We start from the raw sequence: 20,731 nt of genomic DNA, 5'->3' as shown, positions 1-20,731 counted from the left end.
GTCCATGGGCTGCAGGCGGTAGCTCAGGCCCAGCTCCCTGGCGATGGCGTCCCACAGGTCGATGTCGAAGCCCACGTACTTGTCACCCTCCTTGAACTCGAAGGGCACGAAGGCGGTGTCGGTGGCGACCACGAGGGTCTGGGACTGCGCGAAGGCGGTGCTGCTGCCCAGGGCGACGCACAGCGCGGCGGCCGCCAACAGAACTCGGCGAAGGGTGTTCATGCGGTGATCCTCGTGAGGGGTGGAACGCGCATCAAAGTGGGTTTCTCGATGCACCAAGTCGATGCACTTGATATTTGCAAGCCAATCGACGGCGCAAATCTACTTGCATTGCCGAATGAATGCAAGCGCCACGTGCAAGAGCGCGCGGCGCGAAACGGAGTTCGGAGGGCTAGAGCGCCCGGGCCTGCACCGTGCCGCCCGAGCGCACGAAGAGACCCGCGCCCAGGTGATGGATGGTCTGCAGCTCGGCGTTGTGCTCGTCAAACAGCCAATGCCCGTTGGCGAAGATGCGCGGATCGGCCGCGGCGGCCACCACCTCGGCGAAGCAGGTGTCGTAGGCGTCCTCGGTGTGGCGCTCGGGGATCAGGCGGCATTCGAGCCAGGCCGCGCAGCCCCGCTCGATGAGGGGCACGCCGAGCACCGGGCCAGTGATGGCCTCGATGCCGTAACGCTCGAACTTATCGCCCGCGCGGCCGCTGTGCTGGCCCACGCTGTAGGTCAGGTCGGCCAGGGCGAGGCCCGGCAGGCACAGGCCGAAGCCGCCACTGGCCTGGGCCAGTTCGCGCGTGAAGGTGGTCTTGTCGATCACCACCGCGATGCGCGGCGGCGTGAAGTCCACCGGCATGGACCAAGCCGCAGCCATCACGTTGCGCCGCCCGCCGTGCGCGCTGGTGACCAGCACGGTGGGGCCGTGGTTGATGAGGCGGCTGGCGTGCTCGAGCCGCACGGGCTCGAAGCGGCTGGCGCTCATTTGGCGAACAGCTTGTTGATGTCCCCGAAGGCCTTGACCTCGATGGCGTTGCCCGAGGGGTCGAGGAAGAACATGGTGGCCTGCTCGCCGGGCTGGCCCTTGAAGCGGATGTAGGGCTCGATGACGAAGGCCGTGCCCAGCGCCTTCAGGCGCTCGGCCATGGCCTCCCAGTCGGCCAGGGGCAGCACGATGCCGAAATGGCGCACGGGCACGCCGTGGCCGTCCACGGCATTGACGGCCGCGCCGCCGCAGGCCTCGGGCGCGAGGTGCGCGACGATCTGGTGGCCGTAGAAATTGAAGTCGATCCACTCGGGCGAGCTGCGGCCTTCGGGGCAGCCCAGGGTCTCGCCGTAGAAGCGGCGCGCGGCGTCCAGGTCGTGCACCGGGAAGGCCAGGTGAAAGGGCGACATGGGCGCGGGATTGGTGGCGGGCGCGCGCATCACGGGCGCGGGGGCGATGGTGTCGGTGCTCATGGTGTGCTCCGGGCGGTGCTCGTGGGTGGAAGGGGAAAGCCGCGATGCTAGGCCCTGCCGAGCCAAAAGAAAATCAATCCTTTTTTGGGCCGAGCACCAGTATCCTTTGTGCATGATTCCCGAGCTCAAGACCTTCGTCACCGTGGCCCGCGAGGGCACTTTCGCCGCCGCCGGCCAGCGCATCGGCCTGACGCAGGCGGCCGTGAGCGCGCAGATGAAGCGGCTGGAAGAGGAGCTGGGCTTCACCCTCTTCGACCGCACCGGTCGCTCGGCGCGGCTGAACCCGCGCGGGCGGCAGACCCTGGCGCAGGCGCAGGAGCTGATCCAGCTCTACGGCCAGCTCGGCTCGCGCCAGCGCGCCAAAGGGCAGGCGGTGTTCGTGAGCCTGGGCGCCATCGCCTCGGTGCAGCAGGCCCTGCTGCCGCAGGCCCTGGTGAAGTTCCACCGCCAGTGGCCCGGCAGCCGCACGCGCGTGGTGCCCGGCGTGTCGACGACGCTGCTCAACGCGGTGGACGCGGGCGACCTCGACGCGGCGCTGATCATCCGTCCGCCGTTCGCGCTGCACAGCGACCTGCGCTGGACGCCGCTGGCGCGCGAGCCCTTTCGCCTGCTGGTGCCGCGCGGCGCGCCCGCGGGCGACTGGCGCGCGCTGCTCACGGGCCTGCCCTTCATCCGCTACGACCGCAGCTCCTTCGGTGGCCGGCAGGTGGACCGCTTCCTGCGTGCCCATGGCCTGGCGGTGCGGGAGGTGTGCGAGCTCGATGAGCAGGAGGCCATCGTGCGCCTGGTGGCGGCGGGCCTGGGCGCGGCCCTGGTGCCGCAGACCACCGACCGGCGCCGCTGGCCGGCGGGCGTGCGCGCGCTGGACCTGGGCGCGCACACCTTCCACCGCGACATCGGCCTCGTGCACCGGGCCGACCTGCCCGAGGCCATGCAGGGCTTGGCGAACCTCATTGCCGAAGCCTATGGCACGCGGTTGGCCTGAGCCCGATCCGCCGCGCGGGGGTCTGTTCAGGCCGTCAACGCCGCCTTCAGGCCGAGCTTCTTCGCCATCTGCTCGCGCAGCACGAACTTCTGGATCTTGCCGGTGATGGTCATGGGCAGGGCGTCGACGAACTCGACGTAGGCCGGCACCTTGTAGTGCGCGATCTGGCCCTGCGCGAAGGCGCGCAACTCCTCGGCCGTGCAGCGCAAGCCGGGCTTGAGCACGACGCAGGCGCACAGCACCTCGCCGTACTTCGCATCGGGCACGCCCACCACCTGCACGTCCTGCACCTTGGGGTGGCGGTAGTAGAACTCCTCCACCTCGCGCGGGTACACGTTCTCACCGCCGCGGATCACCATGTCCTTCAAGCGGCCGACGATGTTGACGAAGCCCTCGCTGTCCATGGTGGCCAGGTCGCCGGTGTGCATCCAGCCCTCGGTGTCGATGGCCTCGGCGGTCTTGTCGGCGTCGCCCCAATAACCCTGCATCACCGAATAGCCGCGTGTGCAGAACTCGCCCACGGTGCCGCGCGGCACGGTGCGGCCATCGGCGTCGACGATCTTGATCTCCAGGTGCGGCTGCACGCGCCCCACGGTGGACACGCGCCGCTCCAGCGGGTCGTCCACCGCGCTCTGGGTGGAGACGGGCGAGGTCTCGGTCATGCCGTAGGCGATGGTCACCTCGCGCATGTTCATCTGGCGCTGCACGCGCTTCATCACCTCGATGGGGCAGGGCGAGCCGGCCATGATGCCGGTGCGCAGCGTGCGCAGGTCGGTGCCGGCGAAGTCGGGGTGGTCGAGCGCGGCGATGAACATGGTGGGCACGCCGTAGAGCGCGGTGCAGCGCTCGGCCTGCACGGTGCGCAGCACGGCCGCCGGGTCGAAGGCCTCGCTGGGGTAGACCATGGTGCTGCCGTGCGTGACGCAGGCCAGGTTGCCCATGACCATGCCGAAGCAGTGGTAGAGCGGCACGGGGATGCACAGCCGGTCGTCCGGCGTGAGGCGGATCGCCTCGCCCACGAAGAAGCCGTTGTTGAGGATGTTGCGGTGGGTGAGCGTGGCGCCCTTGGGGTGGCCGGTGGTGCCGCTGGTGAACTGGATGTTGATCGGGTCGCGCGCCTTCAGGCGTGGGCCGATGGTGGCGAGGCGCTCGCGCGAGGCCGGCGTGGCGCGCGCGCTCACGTCGGCGAAGTTGAGCATGCCCGGCGTGCGCTCCTCGCCCAGGCGCACCACCCAGCGCAACTCGGGCAGGGCCAGGGCCTGCAACTGGCCGGGCTCGCAGCGGTCGATCTCGGGCGCCACGCCGCGCAGGATGGCGATGTAGTCGCTGGTCTTGAGCGCGGGCGCCAGCACCAGGGCGCAGCAGGCCACCTTGTGCAAGGCATAGGCCAGCTCGCTGGCGCGGTAGGCGGGGTTGATGTTGACCAGGATGAGCCCGGCGCGCGCGGTGGCGAACTGCGTCAGCGTCCAGGCGCTGCAGTTGGGCGCCCAGATGCCGACGCGGTCGCCCGGCTGCAGGCCCATCGCCAGCAGGCCGGCCGCCAGTTCGTCGGCGCGCTCGCGCAGTTCGGCCCAAGTCCAGCGCACGCCTTCGTGGGGGATCACCAGCGCCTCGCGGTTGGCGTGCTCGCGCGCGGTGGCGTCCAGCGCGGCACCGATGGTCTCTTCGCGCAAGGGCGGCTGCGAGGGGCCGCGTGCCAGCGACTCGGTGGCGGTGTTCATGGGGGTTCTCCAGGCAAGCGGAGCGGCATGTTCGCGCGGACTCGGCGGCGCCGCACCCTCGGGCAATCCCCATGCCCGGGTGTTCCGCGGCGGAACACCCGCTGTTGCGCGGCAGCACTCAGCCGGGACGGCGAAAGGCGCCGCGCGCCCGGTCCACGTCCGCGCGCACCACGCAGCCTTCGGCGTGGTCGTTGATCAGGCCCATGGCCTGCAGGAAGGCGTAGACGGTGGTGGGGCCCACGAACTTCCAGCCGCGCTTCTTCAGGTCCTTGGACAAGGCGATGGACGTGGGCGAGGTCGAGGCGCTCTGGGGAGGCGCCAGTTCACCGGGCCCGGGTTCGTGGCGCCAGAAGTAGGCGGCGAGCGAGCCCTCGGTCTTCACCATCTCCTGCGCGCTGCGCGCGTTGTGGATGACGGCCTCGATCTTGCCGCGGTGCCGCACGATGCCTTCGTCGGACAACAGGCGCTCGACGTCGCGCTCGTTGAAGCGCGCCATGCGGTGGAAGTCGAAGCCCTTGAACGCGGCGCGGAAGTTCTCGCGCTTGGCCAGGATGGTGCGCCAGCTCAGGCCCGACTGAAAGGCCTCCAGGCTCAGCTTCTCGAACAGGCGCTGGTCGTTGTCGACGGGAAACCCCCACTCCTTGTCGTGGTAGGGCAGGAACTCGGGGGCCGAAGCGCACCAGCGGCAACGCGGCTGGCCGTCGGGGCCGGGGAGGGTCTGGCTCATGTGGGTGGATCAGTGCTGGAGAAAGGACAGGCGCTCGTCCACGCGCGAAGGTTCGATCGCCACGATCTCGGCCTGCACCACGGCCTCGGCCACGAAGGGGTCCTGGGCGAGCCGTTCGCGCAGATCGTCAATGGACTCGCGGTGCGCCAGCACGGCGCCGCCTTGCGCGCCGCCGAGACTGCCCGCGAGGACGAACACGCCATCGTCGAATCCGCGTTGCAACCAGGCCTTGTGGCCCGCCATGTGCTGCGGTGCGCGGTCGCGGTGGGCGCCGAAGCGCAAGAGGACAAGATGCATGAGGGAGTTCCTTGAGGTTCAGGCGCGCGCGCGGCGCGCAGGGGTGGGGACCGCGGGTGTGCATGCGCGCACCCAGTCGCCCATCAGGCGGACTTCGTGCCGGATGTAGGCCGGGTCGCCGAAGGCATTGGCCAGGGCGGCGACACCCTGGGTGCGACCCAGCAGGTGCAAGGCGAACCCGGCCGAGTCGCCGCCGCAACCCATGCGCTCGAACTGCTCGCGCAGCCACTCGGCAAACAGCGCCATCACGCCACTGGCACGCCCCTGCGCGGTGTGGTCGAGCTTGGCCAGCTCCTGGCAGAGACTGCCGACCGGGCAGCCGTGGCGCATGATCTTGTCCTGATTGCGCAACAGGATCTCGACGAACAGGAGGATGCGCTCGGCGGGGTCGTCGACCGTCGCGGCCCATTCGTCCAGCATCTGCCGCGTGCGCGCCAGGCGCAGGTCGATCACGGCATCGAGAATGTCGTCCTTGGTCTTGAAGTGGTAGTAGAAGTTGCCGCGGGAGATGCCCACCGCATCGGCGATGTGGCTGAAGGACGTCGGCGCATAGCCCTGCTCGTAGAAGAGCCGGTCGGCGGTCTCGATGATCTGGTCGCGGATGGACATGGGCGCTTCCCGGGCGGGCTAGGACACTTGTCCCAGCCGGAAGGGCGCAGCATAGGACGCTTGTCCTATCTCGTCAAGCCATCGCCAACGCCAAACACCTGGCGCAGGTAGGCCAGGAAGGTGGCGTCGTCGCACAGGGCCTTGCCCGGTGTGTCGGAGATCTTGGCCACCGGCTGGCCGTTGGCCTGGCGCAGTTTCATCACGATGGAGAGCGGCTCCAGGCCCATGTCATTGGTGAGGTGCGTGCCGATGCCGAAGCCCATCTGCGTGCGGTCGGCAAAGTGGCGGTAGATGGCCAGGGCGCGGTGCAGGTCCAGGCCGTCGGAGAACACCAGGCGCTTGGTGTGCGGGTCGATGCGCAGGCGTTCGTAGTGCGCCAGGGCCTTCTCGCCCCATTCGATGGGGTCGCCCGAGTCGTGGCGCAGGCCGTCGAAGAGCTTGGCGAAGTAGAGGTCGAAGTCGGCCAGGAAGGCGTCCATGGTGATGACGTCGGTGAGCGCGATGCCGAGGTCGCCGCGGTACTCCTGCACCCAGTCCTCCAGCGCGGCCTTCTGGAAGTCGCGCAGGCGCACGCCCAGGGTCTGGTAGGTCTGCAGGTACTCGTGCGCCATGGTGCCGATGGGGGGCAGGCCCAGTTCCCTGGCGAGCAGCACGTTGGACGTGCCCTTGAAGAACTGCGGCACGGCGTCGCGCAGCGTGGCCACCACCTCGCGCTGCCAGGCACCGCTGTAGCGGCGGCGCACGCCGAAGTCGGACAGTTCAAAAGGATGGCGGCGCGGTGGCTCATGCTCGAAGTCGCGAAGCAGCCCGATCTTGGCGGCCAGGCGACGGCGCCCTTCGGCCAGCGCGGCACTGGCGTCGAAGCGGCGGAAGTACAGCTCGTTGACGATGGCCAGCACGAAGATCTCGAAGGCCATCACGTGCACCTGCGGGCCGCTGGCCACGATGTCGATCGAATCACCGATGGCGCGCACCTCGATGAAGTCGCGCTGGAAACGGAAGATGCGCAGGAAGTCGACGAAGTCGGACGAGATGTAGCGCAGGCCCTTGAGGTAGGCGAGTTCGTCGGGCCTGAAGCTCAGCGAGCACAGGTGGTCCAGTTCGCGGTTCACCTCGGGCACCAGCTCGACCAGGGGGTAGGCGCTGGCGTTGCGGCAGACGAAGCTGTAGCGGGCCTGGGTGGTGGGGTGGCGATGCAGCAGGGCCTGCCACATCGAGAACTTGTAGAGGTCGGTGTCGAGCAGGCTGTGGATGATGGGGGTCATGCGGCGCATTGTCCGCGCGGGCTCAATCCGCCGCGCAGTGGTGGATCTCCACCGTGGCGTGCGCGATCTCCTCGTGCACCGAGAGCCAGCGGCGCACCTCATCGGCCGTGAGCTGGCGGTCGTGCGTGACCAGGCTCAAGGCACAGGCGTACGCGGCCCGGCCCACACGCCACACGTGCAGATCGGCGACGAGCGTCTCGCCGGCCGCGCCGCGCTCGGCGATCACTTCCCGGATCTCCTCGACCACGGGATCGTCCATCTCGCGGTCCAGCAGCACCTTGGCCGTGTCGGCGATGAGGCCCTTGGCCCAGACGGCCACCAGGGCGGCCCCCACCAGACCCATCACCGGGTCGAGCCAGGTCCAGCCCAGCCACCACCCGCCGGCCAGCGCCACCAGCGCGAGCACGGAGGTGGCGGCGTCCGCGACGACGTGCAGGTAGGCGGCCTTGAGGTTCAGGTCCTGGCCTGAATCGTGAGCGTGAGCGTGCCCATGCGCGTGCCCGTGCCCATGCGCGTGCCCGTGGTCATGTCCGTGGTGCTGCGCCGTGCCCAGGATGAAGGCCGACACCACATTGACCAGCAAGCCGGCGGCCGCGACGAGCAGGGCCTCCTGGTAGCGGATGGGCGCGGGCGAGAACAGGCGCTCGACCGAGCCCACCACCATCAAGCCGGCGATCACCAGCAGGAACACCGCGCTGGCGAAGCCGGCCAGCACCTCCAGCTTCCAGGTGCCGAAGGCGTAGCGTTGATCCTTCGCGAAGCGGCGCGCGGCCCAGTAGGCGAAGGCGCTCAGGCCGATGGCGACCGCGTGGCTGCTCATGTGGAAGCCGTCGGCCAGCAGCGCCATCGAGTGGTAGAACCAGCCCGCCGAGAGTTCGATGACCATCATCGCGGCGGTGAGGGCCATCACCCACCAGGTGCCGCGCTCACCGGCGGCGTTGCCGGTGTCGAAGACGTGTTCGTGCCGCCAGGGGCTGAGGTCGTGGGTGTGCATGGAAAGGCTCCGGGACTCGGGGAATTGGCCCCTGGATCATGCCGGCATTGCCGGCGCGGGCGTTCAACGGCGCATGGCGCCCGGGGTCATTCCGGCAGCGGCCAGGCCGGGTTCCAGGCCACCTCCCACAGGTGGCCGTCCGGGTCCGTGAAGTAGCCCGCGTGGCCGCCCCAGAAGGTGGGCTGCGCGGCCTTGACGATGCGCGCGCCGGCCGCTTCGGCCTCGCGCATCACCGCGTCCACGGCCTCGGCCGAACCCACGTTGTGCGCCAGGCTCATGCTCGACGGGCTGGCCGGGCCGGGCAGGATGCCCGCGTCGTGGCACAGGTTCTCGCGCGGGAACAGCGCAAGCTTGAGGCCGGGTTGCAGGTCGAAGAAGGCCACTGCGCCGTGGTCCACGTCCTGGCCGACGATGCCTTCGGTGGGCAGGCCCAGGCCGTCGCGGTAGAAGCGCAGCGCGCGATCCAGGTCGGCGACGGCGAGGGTGATGAGGGAGAGGTAGGGCTTCATGCGTCGGTGTGCGTCGATGTCCTTGAGGGCCAAGTGTGCCAATCAACGGCGTGCCAGGGGAACGGCAAGAGCAAGGCAAGAGCAAGGCAAGAGGCGCCGGGCAATCGGTGGTCCCGGCCCAGGGGCGCGCGGCGCTGGCACACTACGGCCCCCCGCGCGGCAACGAGGCCCGCGGCGGCGGCTTCCCCCATCCCCCTCTTCTCCCATGCCCATCGCGACCCCGCGCCGGCCCGCGTGGCGCCGCGCGCTGCACGGCTTCTGGCCCGAACTCCTGCTCTCCCTGCGTGCCCTGTGGCCCGCCGCCCAGACCATCGACGCGCGCGAGAAATGGCGCGCCTGCATCGGCGCCGCGCTGGGCATCCTCGTCGCCGGCCTGGGCGCCACCTGGCTCGCCCCGGGCGATGGCCACCACGCGCTGGCCACCGCCCTGGTGGCGCCGCTGGGTGCCAGCGCCGTGCTGGTGTTCGTCGTGCCATCGAGTCAGCTCGCCCAGCCCTGGTCGGTGATCGGCGGCAACACCTTGTCGGCCCTGGTGGGCGTGGCCTGCGCGATCTGGATCCCGCACGCGGCCCTGGCCGCGGCACTGGCGGTGGGCTTGTCGGTGGCGCTGATGCTGGCGCTGCGCTGTCTGCACCCGCCGGGCGGCGCGTCGGCGCTGCTGATGGTGCTGATGGGCAGCCAGGACTTCGGCGTGGCGCTGCAGCCGGTGCTGATGGATTCGGTGCTGATGGTGGCGGCGGGCCTGCTCTACAACAACCTCACGCGGCGGCGCTGGCCGCACGTGCACCACACGGTGCCGGCCGAGCCCGGCGGCGCGCGCCTCACCAGTCATGACCTGGACGCCGCGCTGGCGCACTACAACCAGGTGCTCGACATCAGCCGCGAGGACCTGCAGGACCTGATGCAGTACGCCGAGGCTGCGGCTTACCAGCGCACGATGGGCGAGTTGCGAGCCGCCGACGTGATGTCGCGCGAGCCCGTGACGGCGCGCGCCGAGATGCCGCTGCGCCAGGCCTGGGCGCTGATCCGCCAGCACCGCGTGAAGGCCCTGCCGGTGGTGGACCGGCAGCACCACCTGGTGGGCATCGTCACCGTGGCCGACTTCATGCGCCAGGTGGACATGGACGTGCACGAGGGCGTGAACTTCCGCCTGCGCGCGCTGCTGCGCCAGATGCACCGGCCGGTGCGCCACACGGTGGGCGAGATCATGACGCGCCAGGTGCGCGTGGCCAGCGCAGACCGCCCGCTGACCGAGCTGGTGCCGGTGTTCTCCGAGGGCGGGCACCGCCACCTGCCCATCATCGACGCCGAGCGCCGCTTGGTGGGCATCGTCACGCAGTCGGACCTGATCCGCGCGATGGACGCGGCGGTGCGGGGTTAGCCCCGGAGACATCCGCGCCAGGCCCGCTGGGGTATGGTGCGCGTTGCGGCCCGATTTGGCCGGCCCCGGACACCCGCTTCAGCACCACGCCCATGACCACCACCTACCCCAGCACCCAGCTCCTCATCGCCAATCAGTGGGTCGACGCCGCCAGCGGCAAGACCATAGCCGTGCGCAACCCGGCCACGGGCCAGGTCATCGGCACGGTGGCGCACGCCGGCATCGACGACCTGGAGCGCGCGCTGGCGGCGGCGCAGAAGGGCTTCGAGACTTGGCGCGACACCTCGGTCTACGAGCGCGCGGCCCTGATGCGCCGCGCCACCGCGCTGCTGCGCGAACGCGCCGGCGACATCGCGCGCCTGCTGACGCAGGAGCAGGGCAAGCCCCTGGCCGAGGCCAAGGGCGAGATCCTCGCGGGCGCGGACATCCTCGACTGGTTCGCCGAGGAGGGCCGCCGCGTCTACGGCCGCCTGGTGCCGGGCCGCAACCTGGCCGCGCAGCAGATGGTCATCAAGGAGCCCGTGGGCCCGGTGGCGGCCTTCACGCCCTGGAACTTCCCGGTCAACCAGATCGTGCGCAAGATGGGCGCGGCCCTGGCCACCGGCTGCTCCTTCCTGTGCAAGGCGCCCGAGGAAACCCCGGCCGCGCCGGCCGCGCTGATGCGCTGCTTCGTCGATGCCGGTGTGCCCGCTGGCGTGGTGGGCCTGGTGTTCGGCGACCCGGCCGAGATCTCCGGCCACCTGATCCCGCACCCCGTGATCCGCAAGGTCACCTTCACCGGCTCCACCGCCGTGGGCAAGCAGCTCGCGGCCCTGGCCGGGCGCCACATGAAGCGCGTGACCATGGAGCTGGGCGGCCACGCCCCGGTGATCGTGGCCGAGGACGCCGACGTGGCCCTGGCCGTGAAGGCCGCGGGCGCGGCCAAATTCCGCAACGCGGGGCAGGTCTGCATCTCGCCCACGCGCTTCCTGGTGCACAGCAGCCTGGTGGAGGACTTCTCGCGCGCGCTGACGCAGCACGCGCAGGGCCTGAAGCTGGGCGACGGCCTGGCCGAGGGCACCACGCTGGGCCCGCTGGCCAATGCGCGCCGCGTGACGGCCATGGCCCAGGTGGTGAAGGACGCGGCCGAGCACGGCGCCGAGATCCTCACGGGCGGCGAGCGCGTGGGCGAGGCGGGCAATTTCTTCGCGCCCACCATCATCCGCTCGGTGCCGCTGGAGGCCGACCTCTTCAACAACGAGCCCTTCGGCCCGATCGCGGGCATCCGCGCCTTCGACCGGCTGGAAGAGGCGATCGCCGAGGCCAACCGCCTGCCGTACGGCCTGGCGGCCTACGCCTTCACGCGCTCGTTCAAGAACGTGCAGCTGCTGGCCAACCGCGTGGAGGCCGGCATGGTGTGGATCAACCAGCCGGCCACGCCCTCGGCCGAGCTGCCCTTTGGCGGCATCAAGGACTCGGGCTACGGCACCGAGGGTGGCCCGGAGGCGATGGAGGCCTACCTCAACACCAAGGCGGTGTCGGTGGTGGGGGTCTGAACGGCGGGCTCAGCTCACCACGGCCAGCACCACGTCCGAGGCCTTGATCAAGGCCGTGGCCTCGGCGCCGGGCGCCAGGCCCAGCTCGGCCACCGCGCCCTGCGGCACCACGGCCACCACCTCGACGCCGCCGTCGCCGCGAAGCACCACCTCGGCGTTCACCGCCCCGGGCGTGACCGACGCCACGCGGCCGGCGATGCGGTTACGCGCGGAAATGCGCGCGCCGGCCAGGTCCACCGCCAGCATCACGGCCGATGACTTGATCAGCACGATCACCGCCATCTGCTCGCGCAGCGCCAGCGACGCGGTGCTGCCGCGCGTGACGGTGGCGGCCAGGCGCTGCCCGCCGGGCAGCGCCAGCTCGATGTCGTCGTTCACCGCGCCGGCGCGCACGGCCGTGACGGTGCCCACCCACTGGTTGCGCGCGCTGGTTTTCATGTTGAGCACCTTCAGCAGTGAGAACGCCTGGTCCAGGTCCATGGCGTCCTGTTCGACCAGCCGCAGGAAGCGCTGGTGCACGGTGTTGACCTGTTCGTAGCGTTCGATCAGGCGCTGGCCATAGGCGGTGACCCGCGTGGCGCCGCCGCCCTTGCCGCCGATGACCCGCTCGACCACCGGCGCGCTGGCGCGCTGGTTCATGGCGTCGATGGCGTCCCAGGCGGCCTTGTAGCTCATGCCGAAGGCCTTGGCGGCCTGCGTGATGGAGCCGTGCTCGGCCACGGCGCGCAGCAGTTCGATGCGGCCATGGCCGGCGAGGCGTTCGCCCCCGGCCGACAGCCAGAGCGCGCCGTGCACCTCCAGGTGGTTCTTGCCCTTGCGCTTCCTGGTCGTCGTCGCCATCGCGGCTGCTCCTGTTGCCATCCCGTCGGCGGGCGAGGATATCAATCGCCCCGCATGGCATCGGCGCCATGCACCACGCGGCCCGCGTCCAGGCAGACCACGTCCTCGGCGAGGCGCCGCACGTCCTCGTCGTCGTGCGTGATCAGCAGCATGGGCAGTTGCAGCTCGGTCTGCAGGTCCTTGAGTTCATCGCGCAGGCGCTGACGCAAGCCCTTGTCCAGGGCGGCGAAAGGTTCGTCCAGCAACAGCGCCGTGGGCCGCGACACGAGCGCGCGGGCCAGCGCCGTGCGCTGGCGCTGGCCACCCGATATCTGGTGCGGGTGGAGGCCGGCCACGGCGTTCAGGCCGAAGCTGGCGAGCCAGCGGTCCACGTCGGCGTTCGCCTCGTCTTTCGACGGGTTGCGCAGGCCCTGGCGCACCGCGAAGGCCACGTTCTGCCGCACGGTGAGGTGCGGGAACAGCGCGTAGTCCTGGAACATGTACGCGAGGTGTCGCTGCTGCGCGGTGCTGCGCAGGCCGCGCGCGCTGTCGAGCAGCACGCGGCCGGCCACGGCGATGCGGCCCTGGTCGGGCGCCAGCAGGCCCGCGATCATCTTGAGCGTCAGCGTCTTGCCCGCGCCCGAGGGACCGTACAGCACCACGCGCTGCGCGCCCGACTGGAAGCCCACGTCGATGTCGAAGCGCGCGTCGCCCTGTCTCAGGGCCTTGCGCAAGGCGATGTCCCAGACCACGGTCATGGCCTTGCCCCGTTCAACGCGCCGCCACCCGGCCAGGCACCAGCCGCCCGGCACCCAGCAGCACCGCCACGCAGACGATCGAGGTGACGACGACCAGGAAGTTGGCCGTGTCGTCCTGCCCCGCCTGCACGGCCTCGTAGACGGCGATGGACAGCGTCTGTGTCTTGCCGGCGATGCTGCCGGCCACCATCAGCGTGGCGCCGAACTCGCCCAGCGCGCGCGCGAAGGCCAGCAGCAGCCCCGCGAGGATGCCGCGCCAGGCCAGCGGCAAGCTCACGCGCCAGAAGACCGGCCACTCCCGCAGGCCCAGGGTGCGCGCCGCGTCCTCGAACTGCGGGTCCACCGTTTCGAAGGCGGCGCGCGCGGCCTTGAACACCAGCGGGAAGGACACGATGGTGGCCGCGATGATGGCCGCCTCCACCGTGAAGATGAGGCGGATGCCGAAGTGCTGCAGCAGCCAGGCGCCCAATACGCCCTGGCTGCCGATGAGCACCAGCAGGTAGTAGCCCAGCACCGTGGGTGGCATCACCAGGGGCAGGGTGAGCAGGGCGTCGAGCAGGTTGCGGCCCGGAAAGCGCCCGCGCGCCAGGGCGTAGCCCACCGCCGTGCCCAGGAACAGGTTGAGCGCGGTGGCCCATCCGGCCACCTTCAGGGTGAGGGCGAGCGGGATCCAGGCGTCGGCCATGAAGGGACTCGTCGTGCGCGTTCAGGGCTTGCCGAAGCCGTGCTTCGACAGCACCGCCTGCGCGGGCGGTGTGAACAGGAACTCGACGAACGTCTCGCCCAGGGCGGCGTTCGGGCCGCCTGCCAGCGGCGCCACGGGATAGAGGATGGGCCTGGGCGTGGGCACGGTGAGCGCCAGCTTCACCTTGCCGGCCATCAACGCGGCGTCGGTGGCGTAGACGAAGCCGGCATCGACCTCGCCGCGCTGCACGTAGTCCAGCGCCTGTCGCACGTTGGTGGCGCCCACCATCTTCGGCTCGATCGCGCTCCACAAGCCGGCGCCTTCGAGCACGGCCTTGGTGTAGCGGCCCACGGGCACGCTGGCGGGCAGGCCGATGGCGATTCGACCGTAGGCGGGTCGGGTCAGGTCAGCCACCGCCCCGGGCACGTGGGCGCTGGCCATGGGCACGATGACCACCAGGCGGTTGGAGACGAAGTTGCGGCGCTGCGCGGGCTGGACGAGGTTCTGTGCCTGCGCCTGGTCCATGGTCTCCTGGTCGGCGCTGGCGAACACGTCGACCGGCGCGCCCTTGGCGATCTGCTGCAGCAGCACGCCCGAGGCCGCGAAGTTGAGCCGCACCTGGGTGCCGGGGTGGGCGGCCTCGAACAGCGGCGCGATGTCCTTGAAGGCGTTGGTGAGGCTGGCGGCGGCGGAGACGGTGAGCTCGGCCGCCGGGGCGGCGAGGGACAGGCCGGCGGCGAAGGTGAAGCTCAGGGCGCGGATCAAGGAATTTTTCATGCGGTGGCTCGTCGCAAGCATCGCTATATACGGAGAAATATAGCGCATGGTCCTGCGGCGCCTGGCCAAGGGACAACGCTGCAAGCCCGGGCTCTGGCCCTAGACTCGGGCCATGTCCTTGTTTTTGTTGCTGTTATTCCCATTCGTGGGCTGTGCGGTCGCGGCGCTGCTGCCGACGAACGCGCGCAACCTCGAATCGCTGTGGGCCGCGCTGGTGGCCCTGGCGGTGGCGATTCCCCTCGGCTTCATCTACCCCGAGGTGCGCGACGGCGCGGTGCTGATCGAGCGCTGGTCGTGGCTGCCCGCCCTGGGCGTCGACCTCATCGTGCGCATCGACGGTTTCGCCTGGATGTTCGCCATGCTGGTCAGCGCCATGGGCCTGCTGGTCATCGTCTACGCGCGCTACTACCTCTCGCCCGAAGACCCGGCGGCGCGTTTCTATTCGCTGCTGCTGGGCTTCATGGGCGCCATGCTGGGCGTGGTGCTGTCGGGCAATCTGGTGCAGCTGGTGGTGTTCTGGGAACTCACCAGCGTCTTCTCCTTCCTGCTGATCGGCTACTGGACGCACCGCAAGGACGCGCGGCGCGGCGCGCGCATGGCCTTCACCGTCACGGCCACGGGCGGGCTGGCGCTGCTGGCGGGCGTGCTGCTGCTGGGCCACACCGTGGGCAGCCTGGAACTGGAGGTGGTGTTGGCGGCCGGTGACCGCATCCGCGAGCACGCGCTGTACACGCCCGCACTGGTGCTGATCCTGCTGGGCGCGCTCACCAAGAGCGCGCAGTTCCCCTTCCACTTCTGGCTGCCGCACGCCATGGCCGCGCCCACGCCGGTGTCGGCCTACCTGCATTCGGCCACCATGGTGAAGGCCGGCGTGTTCCTGCTGGCGCGGCTGTGGCCGGCGCTGGCGGGCACACCGGAGTGGTTCTGGATCGTCGGCGGCGCGGGCCTGGCCACGCTGCTGCTGGGCGCCTACGCGGCCATGTTCCAGAACGACCTGAAGGGCCTGCTGGCCTACTCCACCATCAGCCACCTGGGCCTGATCACGTTGCTGCTGGGCCTGAACAGCCCCTTCGCGGCGGTGGCGGCGGTCTTCCACATGATGAACCACGCGACCTTCAAGGCCTCGCTGTTCATGTCGGTGGGCATCATCGACCACGAGACCGGCACGCGCGACATGCGCCGCCTCGACGGCCTGTTCCGCTCCATGCCCATCACGGGCACGCTGGCCATCGTGGCCTGCGCGGCCATGGCCGGCGTGCCGCTGCTCAACGGCTTTCTGTCCAAGGAAATGTTCTTCGCCGAGACGGTGTACATCAGCGCCAACCCGTTCATCAGCGTGGGCCTGCCCGCACTGGCCACGCTGGCCGGCGTGTTCGCGGTGGTGTATTCGCTGCGCTTCGGGCACGACGTGTTCTTCGGCGCGCCGCCGGACTGCCCGCGCCAGCCGCACGAGCCCGTGCACTGGATGCGCGTGCCGGTGGAGCTGCTGGTGCTGGCCTGCATCGTGGTGGGCACGCTGCCGGCCTGGTCGGTCGGGCCGCTGCTGGCCATGGCCGCCACGCCGGTGGTGGGCGGGGACCTGCCCGAGTACAGCCTGTCCGTCTGGCATGGCTTCAACACGCCGCTGGTGATGAGCCTGATCGCCACCGCCGGTGGCCTGGTGGCCTACCTGCTGTTCGGCCAGTGGCTCAAGCGGCGCGCCAGCACGCGCGCGCCGGGCCTGCTGGGGCTGGACGGGCGCGCCGCGTTCGACAGCGCCTTCGTCGCGCTGACCACCCTGGCGCGCTGGTTGCTGCGCCAGCTGGGCACGCGGCGCCTGCAACCGCAGTTGTTCGCCATGGTGACGATCGCTGGCCTGGCTGGCGTGGGCGCGGCCCTGGTGGTGCCGCTGAGCTGGGGCGACCGCCCGCGCATTCCGGCCTCGCCGGGCTTCGTGCTCTTGTGGGTGGTCGCGGGCGCCTGTGCGATCGGTGCCGCGTGGCAGGCCAAGTTCCACCGGCTCGCGGCGCTCATCATGCTCAGCGTGGTCGGGCTGGCCCTGTGCATCACCTTCGCCTGGTTCTCGGCGCCCGACCTCGCGCTCACCCAGTTGTCGGTGGAGGTGGTGACCACCGTGCTGTTCCTGCTGGGCCTGCGCTGGATGCCCAAGCGGGTGGTGGAGGACGACCCGCGCTTCGCGCTGCGCACCTTCTGGCGCCGCCGCCGCGACCTGCTGGTCGCGGTGCTCATCGGCGCCGGCCTGGCGGTGCTGTCCTACGCCCTGCTCACGCGCACCGCGCCGCTGTCGATCTCGCCCTTCTTCATCGAGAACGCCCTGCCTCAGGGCGGCGGCACCAACATCGTCAACGTGATGCTGGTGGACTTCCGGGCCTTCGACACCCTGGGCGAGATCACGGTGCTGGGCATCGTGGGCATCACGGTCTACGCGCTGCTGCGGCGCTTCCGTCCGCCGCAGGAGGTGATCGACCGGCCCGCGCAGCAGCGCGCGGTGCCGCAGCACATCGAGAGCGACCTGGTGACGCGCGAGGACGGCGACACGCCGCAGCGCTACCTGGAAGTGCCCGCCGTGCTGGTGCGCCTGCTGCTGCCGGTGGCCGGCGTGTTCGCCTTCCACCTCTTCATGCGCGGCCACAACGAGCCGGGCGGCGGCTTCGTGGCCGGCCTGGTGGTGGCCATTGCCTTCATCGCGCAGTACATGGTGAGCGGCACGCGCTGGGTGGAGGACCGCATGCGCCTGCTGCCGCCGCGCTGGATCGCCGTCGGCCTGGCGGTGGCCCTGGCCACGGGCCTGGGCTCGCTGGCGCTGGGCTACCCCTTCCTCACCACGCACACGGCGCACGTGACCTGGCCGCTGGTGGGTGAGGTGCACATCCCCAGCGCGGCCTTGTTCGACCTGGGCGTGTTCGCGGTGGTGGTGGGCTCCACGCTGCTGCTGCTCACGGCGATCGCCCACCAGTCGCTGCGCGCGAAACGGGCCACCCCCGCCGCGCTGCGCGCATCTCCCTTCGAGGGGGCGACACCTTCCGTCCGGCAAAGCCGGCCCGGCGGTGTCCCTCGGCTCGACCCGGACTCTCCAACGCCTCTGGCGGAAGGAGACGCTTGATGGAACTGATCATCTCGATCGCCATTGGCGTGATGACCGGGGCGGGGGTCTGGCTGCTGCTGCGGCCGCGTACCTTCCAGGTGCTCATCGGCCTGTCGATGCTGTCGTACGCGGTGAACCTGTTCATCTTCAGCGTGGGCAGCCTGGCGGTGGACGCCGAACCCATCGTGCGCCCCGGCCTGCCGGCCGACCTGCAGCACTACACCGACCCGCTGCCGCAGTCGCTGGTGCTCACGGCCATCGTCATCGGCTTCGCCACCACGGCGCTGTTCCTGGTGGTGCTGCTGGCGCTGCGCGGGCTGTCCGGCGGCGACCACGTCGATGGGGAAGAGGAGCGCTCGTGATGGCCTTCGCTTCCCTTCCCGCCACCGAACACCTGCTGGTGGCGCCCGTGCTGCTGCCGCTGGGCACGGCCGCGCTCATGCTCATGATGGGCGAGGGCCGTCGCCGCACCAAGGCGGTGGTCAATACCTTGTCCACCGCGCTGGGCCTGGCGCTGGCCATCCTGTTGCTGGTGCGCGTGCAGGCCGGCGGCACCGCCGCCTTCGGCATCTACCTGCCGGGCAACTGGCCGGTGCCCTACGGCATCGTGCTGGTGGCCGACCCGCTGGCCGCCTTCATGGCCGTGCTGGCCGGCGCGGTGGGCCTGGCCGCGCTGCTGTATGCGCTGGCGCGCTGGCAGCACGCGGGCGTGTACTTCCACGTGCTGTTCCAGTTGCAGCTCATGGGCCTGTACGGCGCTTTCCTCACGGGCGACCTGTTCAACCTCTTCGTGTTCTTCGAGGTGCTGCTGGCCGCCAGCTACGGCCTGCTGCTGCACGGCGGCGGCATCGCGCGCGTGCGCGCCGGCCTGCACTACATCGCCATCAACCTGTTCGCCTCGCTGCTGTTCCTCATCGGCGTGGCGCTGCTGTACGGCGTGACGGGCACGCTCAACATGGCCGACATCGCCGACAAGCTGCAACTGGTGGCCGAGCGCGACCGCGGCCTGCTGCACGCGGGCGCGGCCATCCTGGCGATCGCCTTCCTGGCCAAGGCCGCGCTGTGGCCGCTCAATTTCTGGCTGCCACCCGCCTATGGCGCGGCCAGCGCGCCCGCGGCCGCGGTGTTCGCCATCCTCACCAAGGTGGGCGTCTACGCCATCCTGCGCCTGTGGACGCTGTGCTTCCCGGCGGAGGCCGGCGGCTCGGCCGGCTTCGGCGGCACGGCGCTGATCTGGGGCGGCCTGGCCACGCTGGCCTTCGGCGCCATCGGCATGCTGGCCTCGCAACAGCTCAACCGCCTGGCGGGGTACAGCGTCATCGCGTCCTCCGGCACGCTGATCGCCGCCATCGGTTTCGACGCACCCGCACTCAGCGGCGGCGCGCTGTTCTACCTGGCCAGCTCCACGCTGGCGGGCTGCGCGCTGTACCTGCTGGTGGAGCTGCTGGAGCGCGCCCGCGAGGTGCAGGAGGGCCCCGAAGACCTGGACGATGGCCGCTACGCCCTGCCGGCCTTCCTGGACGCGGCGCCACCGCAGGGCATCAACCTCGACGACAACGAGGAAGCGCTGATCGGCCGCGCCATTCCGGCGGCCCTGGCGTTCCTGGGCGTGGCCTTCACCCTGTGCGCCATGGTCATCGCCGGCCTGCCGCCGTTCTCGGGCTTCGTCAGCAAGCTGGCCATGCTGGGCGCGCTGATCGAGGTGCGCGGCGCGCCCGCGTGGCTGCTGTTCGCCCTGTTGATCGTCTCGGGCCTGTTCGCCGCGATCTCGCTCATGCGCGTGGGCATGCGCCATTTCTGGACCACGCAGGACCGGCCCGCGCCGCGCCTGAGCGTGGCCGAGACCCTGCCCATCGCCGCGCTGCTGCTGGCCTCGCTGCTGATGGTGAGCCAGGCCGAGACCGTGCTGGGCTATACCCGCGCCACGGCCGACGCCCTGCACGAGCCGCAGCGCTACATCGACGCGGTGCGCGGCGCGATGACCGTGCCACATCCCGCGGTGCGGGGAGGCACGCCATGAAGCGCTTCATTCCATCTCCCTGGCTCTCGCTGGGCATCTTCGGCGGCTGGCTGCTGCTCACGCGCAGCATGAGCGCGGGGCAGATCCTGCTGGGCCTGTTGGTGGCCGTGGTGATGCCGCTGCTGATGGCGCCGCTGCGTCCCACGCCGGGACCCTTGCGCCGACCGGGTGCGCTCGTGCCCCTGATCCTGCGCGTGGGCCGCGACGTCGTGCGCTCGGCCATCGACGTCGCCGTCGGCGTGGCGCGCTCGCGCCGCAACCTGCCGCGCGGCGGCTTCGTGGTCGTGCCCCTGGACCTGCGCAACGTGCACGGGCTGGCCGCGCTGTCCATGATCACGGCCGTCGTGCCCGGCACCGTGTGGTGCGAGCTCGCGCCGGATTGCAGCACGCTGCTGGTGCACGTGTTCGACCTGGAGGACGAAGCGGCCTTCATCGCCCACTTCAAGGCCGACTACGAGCTGCCACTGAAGGAGATATTCGGATGAGCGACTTTCTGATGCTGGCGATCACCACCACGATGGTGATGTACCTGTTGGCCATGGGCCTGGGCCTGCTGCGCCTGCTGCGCGGCCCCAGCGCGCAGGACCGCGTGCTGGCGGTCGACTTCCTCTACGTGGTGGGCATGCTGGTGATGCTGGTGCTGGCCATCCGCTACGACAGCGACATGTACTTCGAGGGCGCGCTGCTGATGGTGCTGTTCGGCTTTGTCGGCTCGGTGGCGCTGGCCAAGTTCCTGCTGCGGGGGGAGGTCATCGAATGACGCTTCCTCCCTGGACCGAGATCCTCGTCGCCGTGCTGCTGCTGGCCAGCGGCGTGGTGGTGCTGGTGGCCGCGCTGGGCCTGTGGCGCCTGCCCGACTTTTTCTCGCGCATGCACGCGCCGGCGCTGGCCTCCACGCTGGGCGCCTGGATCGTCACCTTCGCCTCCATCGTTCACTTCACCTCGCACTCGGAGGAGGGCGTGCTGGCCCTGCACGTGTGGCTGATCATCATCGTGCTGTCCATCACCGCGCCGGTCACCACCATCGTGCTGGCGCGCGCGGCGCTGTTCCGCCGCCGCCAGGCCGGCGACCCGCTGCCTCCCCCATTGGCGGGACGGCGCTGAACAGCCGCACCCCG

Annotated in this window: 23 protein-coding genes; 9 read left to right on the top strand and 14 right to left on the bottom strand. The window is 70.5% G+C overall.

Annotated features, from left to right (window positions below; genetic code table 11):
• The 3 genes from VLG41_RS17745 to VLG41_RS17735 form a co-directional block, all read right to left on the bottom strand.
• Window positions 1–222: transporter substrate-binding domain-containing protein (locus VLG41_RS17745; RefSeq protein ID WP_325350715.1), on the bottom strand; the 222-nt coding region annotated here is incomplete at its 3' end.
• Between the two features lie 169 nt (window positions 223–391).
• The gene (locus tag VLG41_RS17740; RefSeq protein WP_325350714.1) at window positions 392–973 is read right to left on the bottom strand and encodes a flavin reductase family protein; all 582 of its coding nucleotides are present in this window, start codon (window positions 971–973) and stop codon (window positions 392–394) included.
• Window positions 970–1,413, bottom strand: coding sequence for a VOC family protein (locus VLG41_RS17735; protein WP_325350716.1), 444 nt, complete (start codon window positions 1,411–1,413; stop codon window positions 970–972). Before VLG41_RS17735 ends, VLG41_RS17740 begins: the two co-directional genes overlap by 4 nt.
• Before the next feature lie 145 nt (window positions 1,414–1,558).
• Here VLG41_RS17735 and VLG41_RS17730 point away from each other — a divergent pair, with 145 nt between their 5' ends.
• Entirely contained in the window at window positions 1,559–2,431 is an 873-nt protein-coding gene (locus tag VLG41_RS17730; RefSeq protein WP_325350713.1) for a LysR family transcriptional regulator, read from the top strand.
• 26 nt (window positions 2,432–2,457) lie between these two features.
• Here the strand turns inward: VLG41_RS17730 and VLG41_RS17725 are convergent, their stop codons facing one another.
• From VLG41_RS17725 to VLG41_RS17695, 7 genes are all read right to left on the bottom strand, one after another.
• Window positions 2,458–4,152, bottom strand: a complete 1,695-nt coding sequence (locus VLG41_RS17725; protein WP_325350712.1) for an AMP-binding protein — start codon at window positions 4,150–4,152, stop codon at window positions 2,458–2,460.
• Window positions 4,153–4,270: 118 nt separating this feature from the next.
• Window positions 4,271–4,879, bottom strand: coding sequence for a DNA-3-methyladenine glycosylase I (locus VLG41_RS17720; RefSeq protein ID WP_325350711.1), 609 nt, complete (start codon window positions 4,877–4,879; stop codon window positions 4,271–4,273).
• Between the two features lie 9 nt (window positions 4,880–4,888).
• Window positions 4,889–5,176 (bottom strand): YciI family protein, encoded by a 288-nt coding sequence (locus VLG41_RS17715; RefSeq protein ID WP_325350710.1) that lies wholly within the window; start codon window positions 5,174–5,176, stop codon window positions 4,889–4,891.
• An 18-nt stretch (window positions 5,177–5,194) separates the two neighbouring features.
• Window positions 5,195–5,785 (bottom strand): TetR/AcrR family transcriptional regulator, encoded by a 591-nt coding sequence (locus tag VLG41_RS17710; RefSeq protein WP_325350709.1) that lies wholly within the window; start codon window positions 5,783–5,785, stop codon window positions 5,195–5,197.
• A 65-nt stretch (window positions 5,786–5,850) separates the two neighbouring features.
• Window positions 5,851–7,050 (bottom strand): nicotinate phosphoribosyltransferase, encoded by a 1,200-nt coding sequence (gene pncB, locus VLG41_RS17705; protein WP_325350708.1) that lies wholly within the window; start codon window positions 7,048–7,050, stop codon window positions 5,851–5,853.
• A 22-nt stretch (window positions 7,051–7,072) separates the two neighbouring features.
• A complete protein-coding gene (gene dmeF, locus VLG41_RS17700) occupies window positions 7,073–8,044 on the bottom strand; it encodes a CDF family Co(II)/Ni(II) efflux transporter DmeF (RefSeq protein WP_325350707.1) in 972 nt (323 codons plus the stop codon).
• An 86-nt stretch (window positions 8,045–8,130) separates the two neighbouring features.
• Window positions 8,131–8,553 carry a VOC family protein gene (locus tag VLG41_RS17695; protein ID WP_325350706.1) on the bottom strand — a complete coding sequence of 141 codons (423 nt, stop codon included), beginning with the start codon at window positions 8,551–8,553 and terminating at the stop codon, window positions 8,131–8,133.
• 205 nt (window positions 8,554–8,758) lie between these two features.
• Here VLG41_RS17695 and VLG41_RS17690 point away from each other — a divergent pair, with 205 nt between their 5' ends.
• Both VLG41_RS17690 and VLG41_RS17685 read left to right on the top strand, forming a co-directional pair.
• On the top strand, window positions 8,759–9,934 hold the full coding sequence (locus VLG41_RS17690) for an HPP family protein (protein ID WP_325350705.1): 1,176 nt from the start codon (window positions 8,759–8,761) through the stop codon (window positions 9,932–9,934).
• Window positions 9,935–10,026: 92 nt separating this feature from the next.
• Window positions 10,027–11,469, top strand: coding sequence for an NAD-dependent succinate-semialdehyde dehydrogenase (locus VLG41_RS17685; protein ID WP_325350704.1), 1,443 nt, complete (start codon window positions 10,027–10,029; stop codon window positions 11,467–11,469).
• A 9-nt stretch (window positions 11,470–11,478) separates the two neighbouring features.
• Here the strand turns inward: VLG41_RS17685 and VLG41_RS17680 are convergent, their stop codons facing one another.
• Genes VLG41_RS17680 through modA form a run of 4 tightly spaced genes read right to left on the bottom strand, consistent with a single transcriptional unit; the run spans window position 11,479 to window position 14,508 of the window.
• On the bottom strand, window positions 11,479–12,309 hold the full coding sequence (locus tag VLG41_RS17680) for a TOBE domain-containing protein (RefSeq protein ID WP_325350703.1): 831 nt from the start codon (window positions 12,307–12,309) through the stop codon (window positions 11,479–11,481).
• 41 nt (window positions 12,310–12,350) lie between these two features.
• The gene (locus VLG41_RS17675) at window positions 12,351–13,046 is read right to left on the bottom strand and encodes a sulfate/molybdate ABC transporter ATP-binding protein (RefSeq protein ID WP_325350702.1); all 696 of its coding nucleotides are present in this window, start codon (window positions 13,044–13,046) and stop codon (window positions 12,351–12,353) included.
• A gap of 13 nt (window positions 13,047–13,059) precedes the next feature.
• Window positions 13,060–13,731 carry a molybdate ABC transporter permease subunit gene (gene modB / locus VLG41_RS17670; protein ID WP_325350701.1) on the bottom strand — a complete coding sequence of 224 codons (672 nt, stop codon included), beginning with the start codon at window positions 13,729–13,731 and terminating at the stop codon, window positions 13,060–13,062.
• A 21-nt stretch (window positions 13,732–13,752) separates the two neighbouring features.
• Window positions 13,753–14,508 (bottom strand): molybdate ABC transporter substrate-binding protein, encoded by a 756-nt coding sequence (gene modA, locus VLG41_RS17665; RefSeq protein WP_325350700.1) that lies wholly within the window; start codon window positions 14,506–14,508, stop codon window positions 13,753–13,755.
• Between the two features lie 112 nt (window positions 14,509–14,620).
• Here modA and VLG41_RS17660 point away from each other — a divergent pair, with 112 nt between their 5' ends.
• Genes VLG41_RS17660 through VLG41_RS17635 form a run of 6 tightly spaced genes read left to right on the top strand, consistent with a single transcriptional unit; the run spans window position 14,621 to window position 20,717 of the window.
• Window positions 14,621–17,611, top strand: coding sequence for a monovalent cation/H+ antiporter subunit A (locus VLG41_RS17660; RefSeq protein WP_325350699.1), 2,991 nt, complete (start codon window positions 14,621–14,623; stop codon window positions 17,609–17,611).
• Window positions 17,611–17,955 (top strand): Na+/H+ antiporter subunit C, encoded by a 345-nt coding sequence (locus VLG41_RS17655; protein WP_288252372.1) that lies wholly within the window; start codon window positions 17,611–17,613, stop codon window positions 17,953–17,955. Before VLG41_RS17660 ends, VLG41_RS17655 begins: the two co-directional genes overlap by 1 nt.
• Entirely contained in the window at window positions 17,955–19,613 is a 1,659-nt protein-coding gene (locus VLG41_RS17650; RefSeq protein WP_325350698.1) for a monovalent cation/H+ antiporter subunit D, read from the top strand. The genes VLG41_RS17655 and VLG41_RS17650 overlap by 1 nt, the downstream gene beginning before the upstream one ends.
• Window positions 19,610–20,098 (top strand): Na+/H+ antiporter subunit E, encoded by a 489-nt coding sequence (locus VLG41_RS17645; RefSeq protein WP_325350697.1) that lies wholly within the window; start codon window positions 19,610–19,612, stop codon window positions 20,096–20,098. Before VLG41_RS17650 ends, VLG41_RS17645 begins: the two co-directional genes overlap by 4 nt.
• Window positions 20,095–20,373, top strand: coding sequence for a K+/H+ antiporter subunit F (locus tag VLG41_RS17640; RefSeq protein ID WP_325350696.1), 279 nt, complete (start codon window positions 20,095–20,097; stop codon window positions 20,371–20,373). Before VLG41_RS17645 ends, VLG41_RS17640 begins: the two co-directional genes overlap by 4 nt.
• On the top strand, window positions 20,370–20,717 hold the full coding sequence (locus tag VLG41_RS17635; RefSeq protein WP_325350695.1) for a Na+/H+ antiporter subunit G: 348 nt from the start codon (window positions 20,370–20,372) through the stop codon (window positions 20,715–20,717). The genes VLG41_RS17640 and VLG41_RS17635 overlap by 4 nt, the downstream gene beginning before the upstream one ends.
• Window positions 20,718–20,731: the final 14 nt, after the last annotated feature.

Origin of the sequence: Hydrogenophaga sp., assembly GCF_035481345.1 — a bacterium.
In the GTDB taxonomy this organism is placed as follows: domain Bacteria; phylum Pseudomonadota; class Gammaproteobacteria; order Burkholderiales; family Burkholderiaceae_C; genus Hydrogenophaga.
The sequence above is the reverse complement of the archived record's forward strand: the minus strand, read 5'-3'. Positions and strand labels throughout refer to the sequence as shown.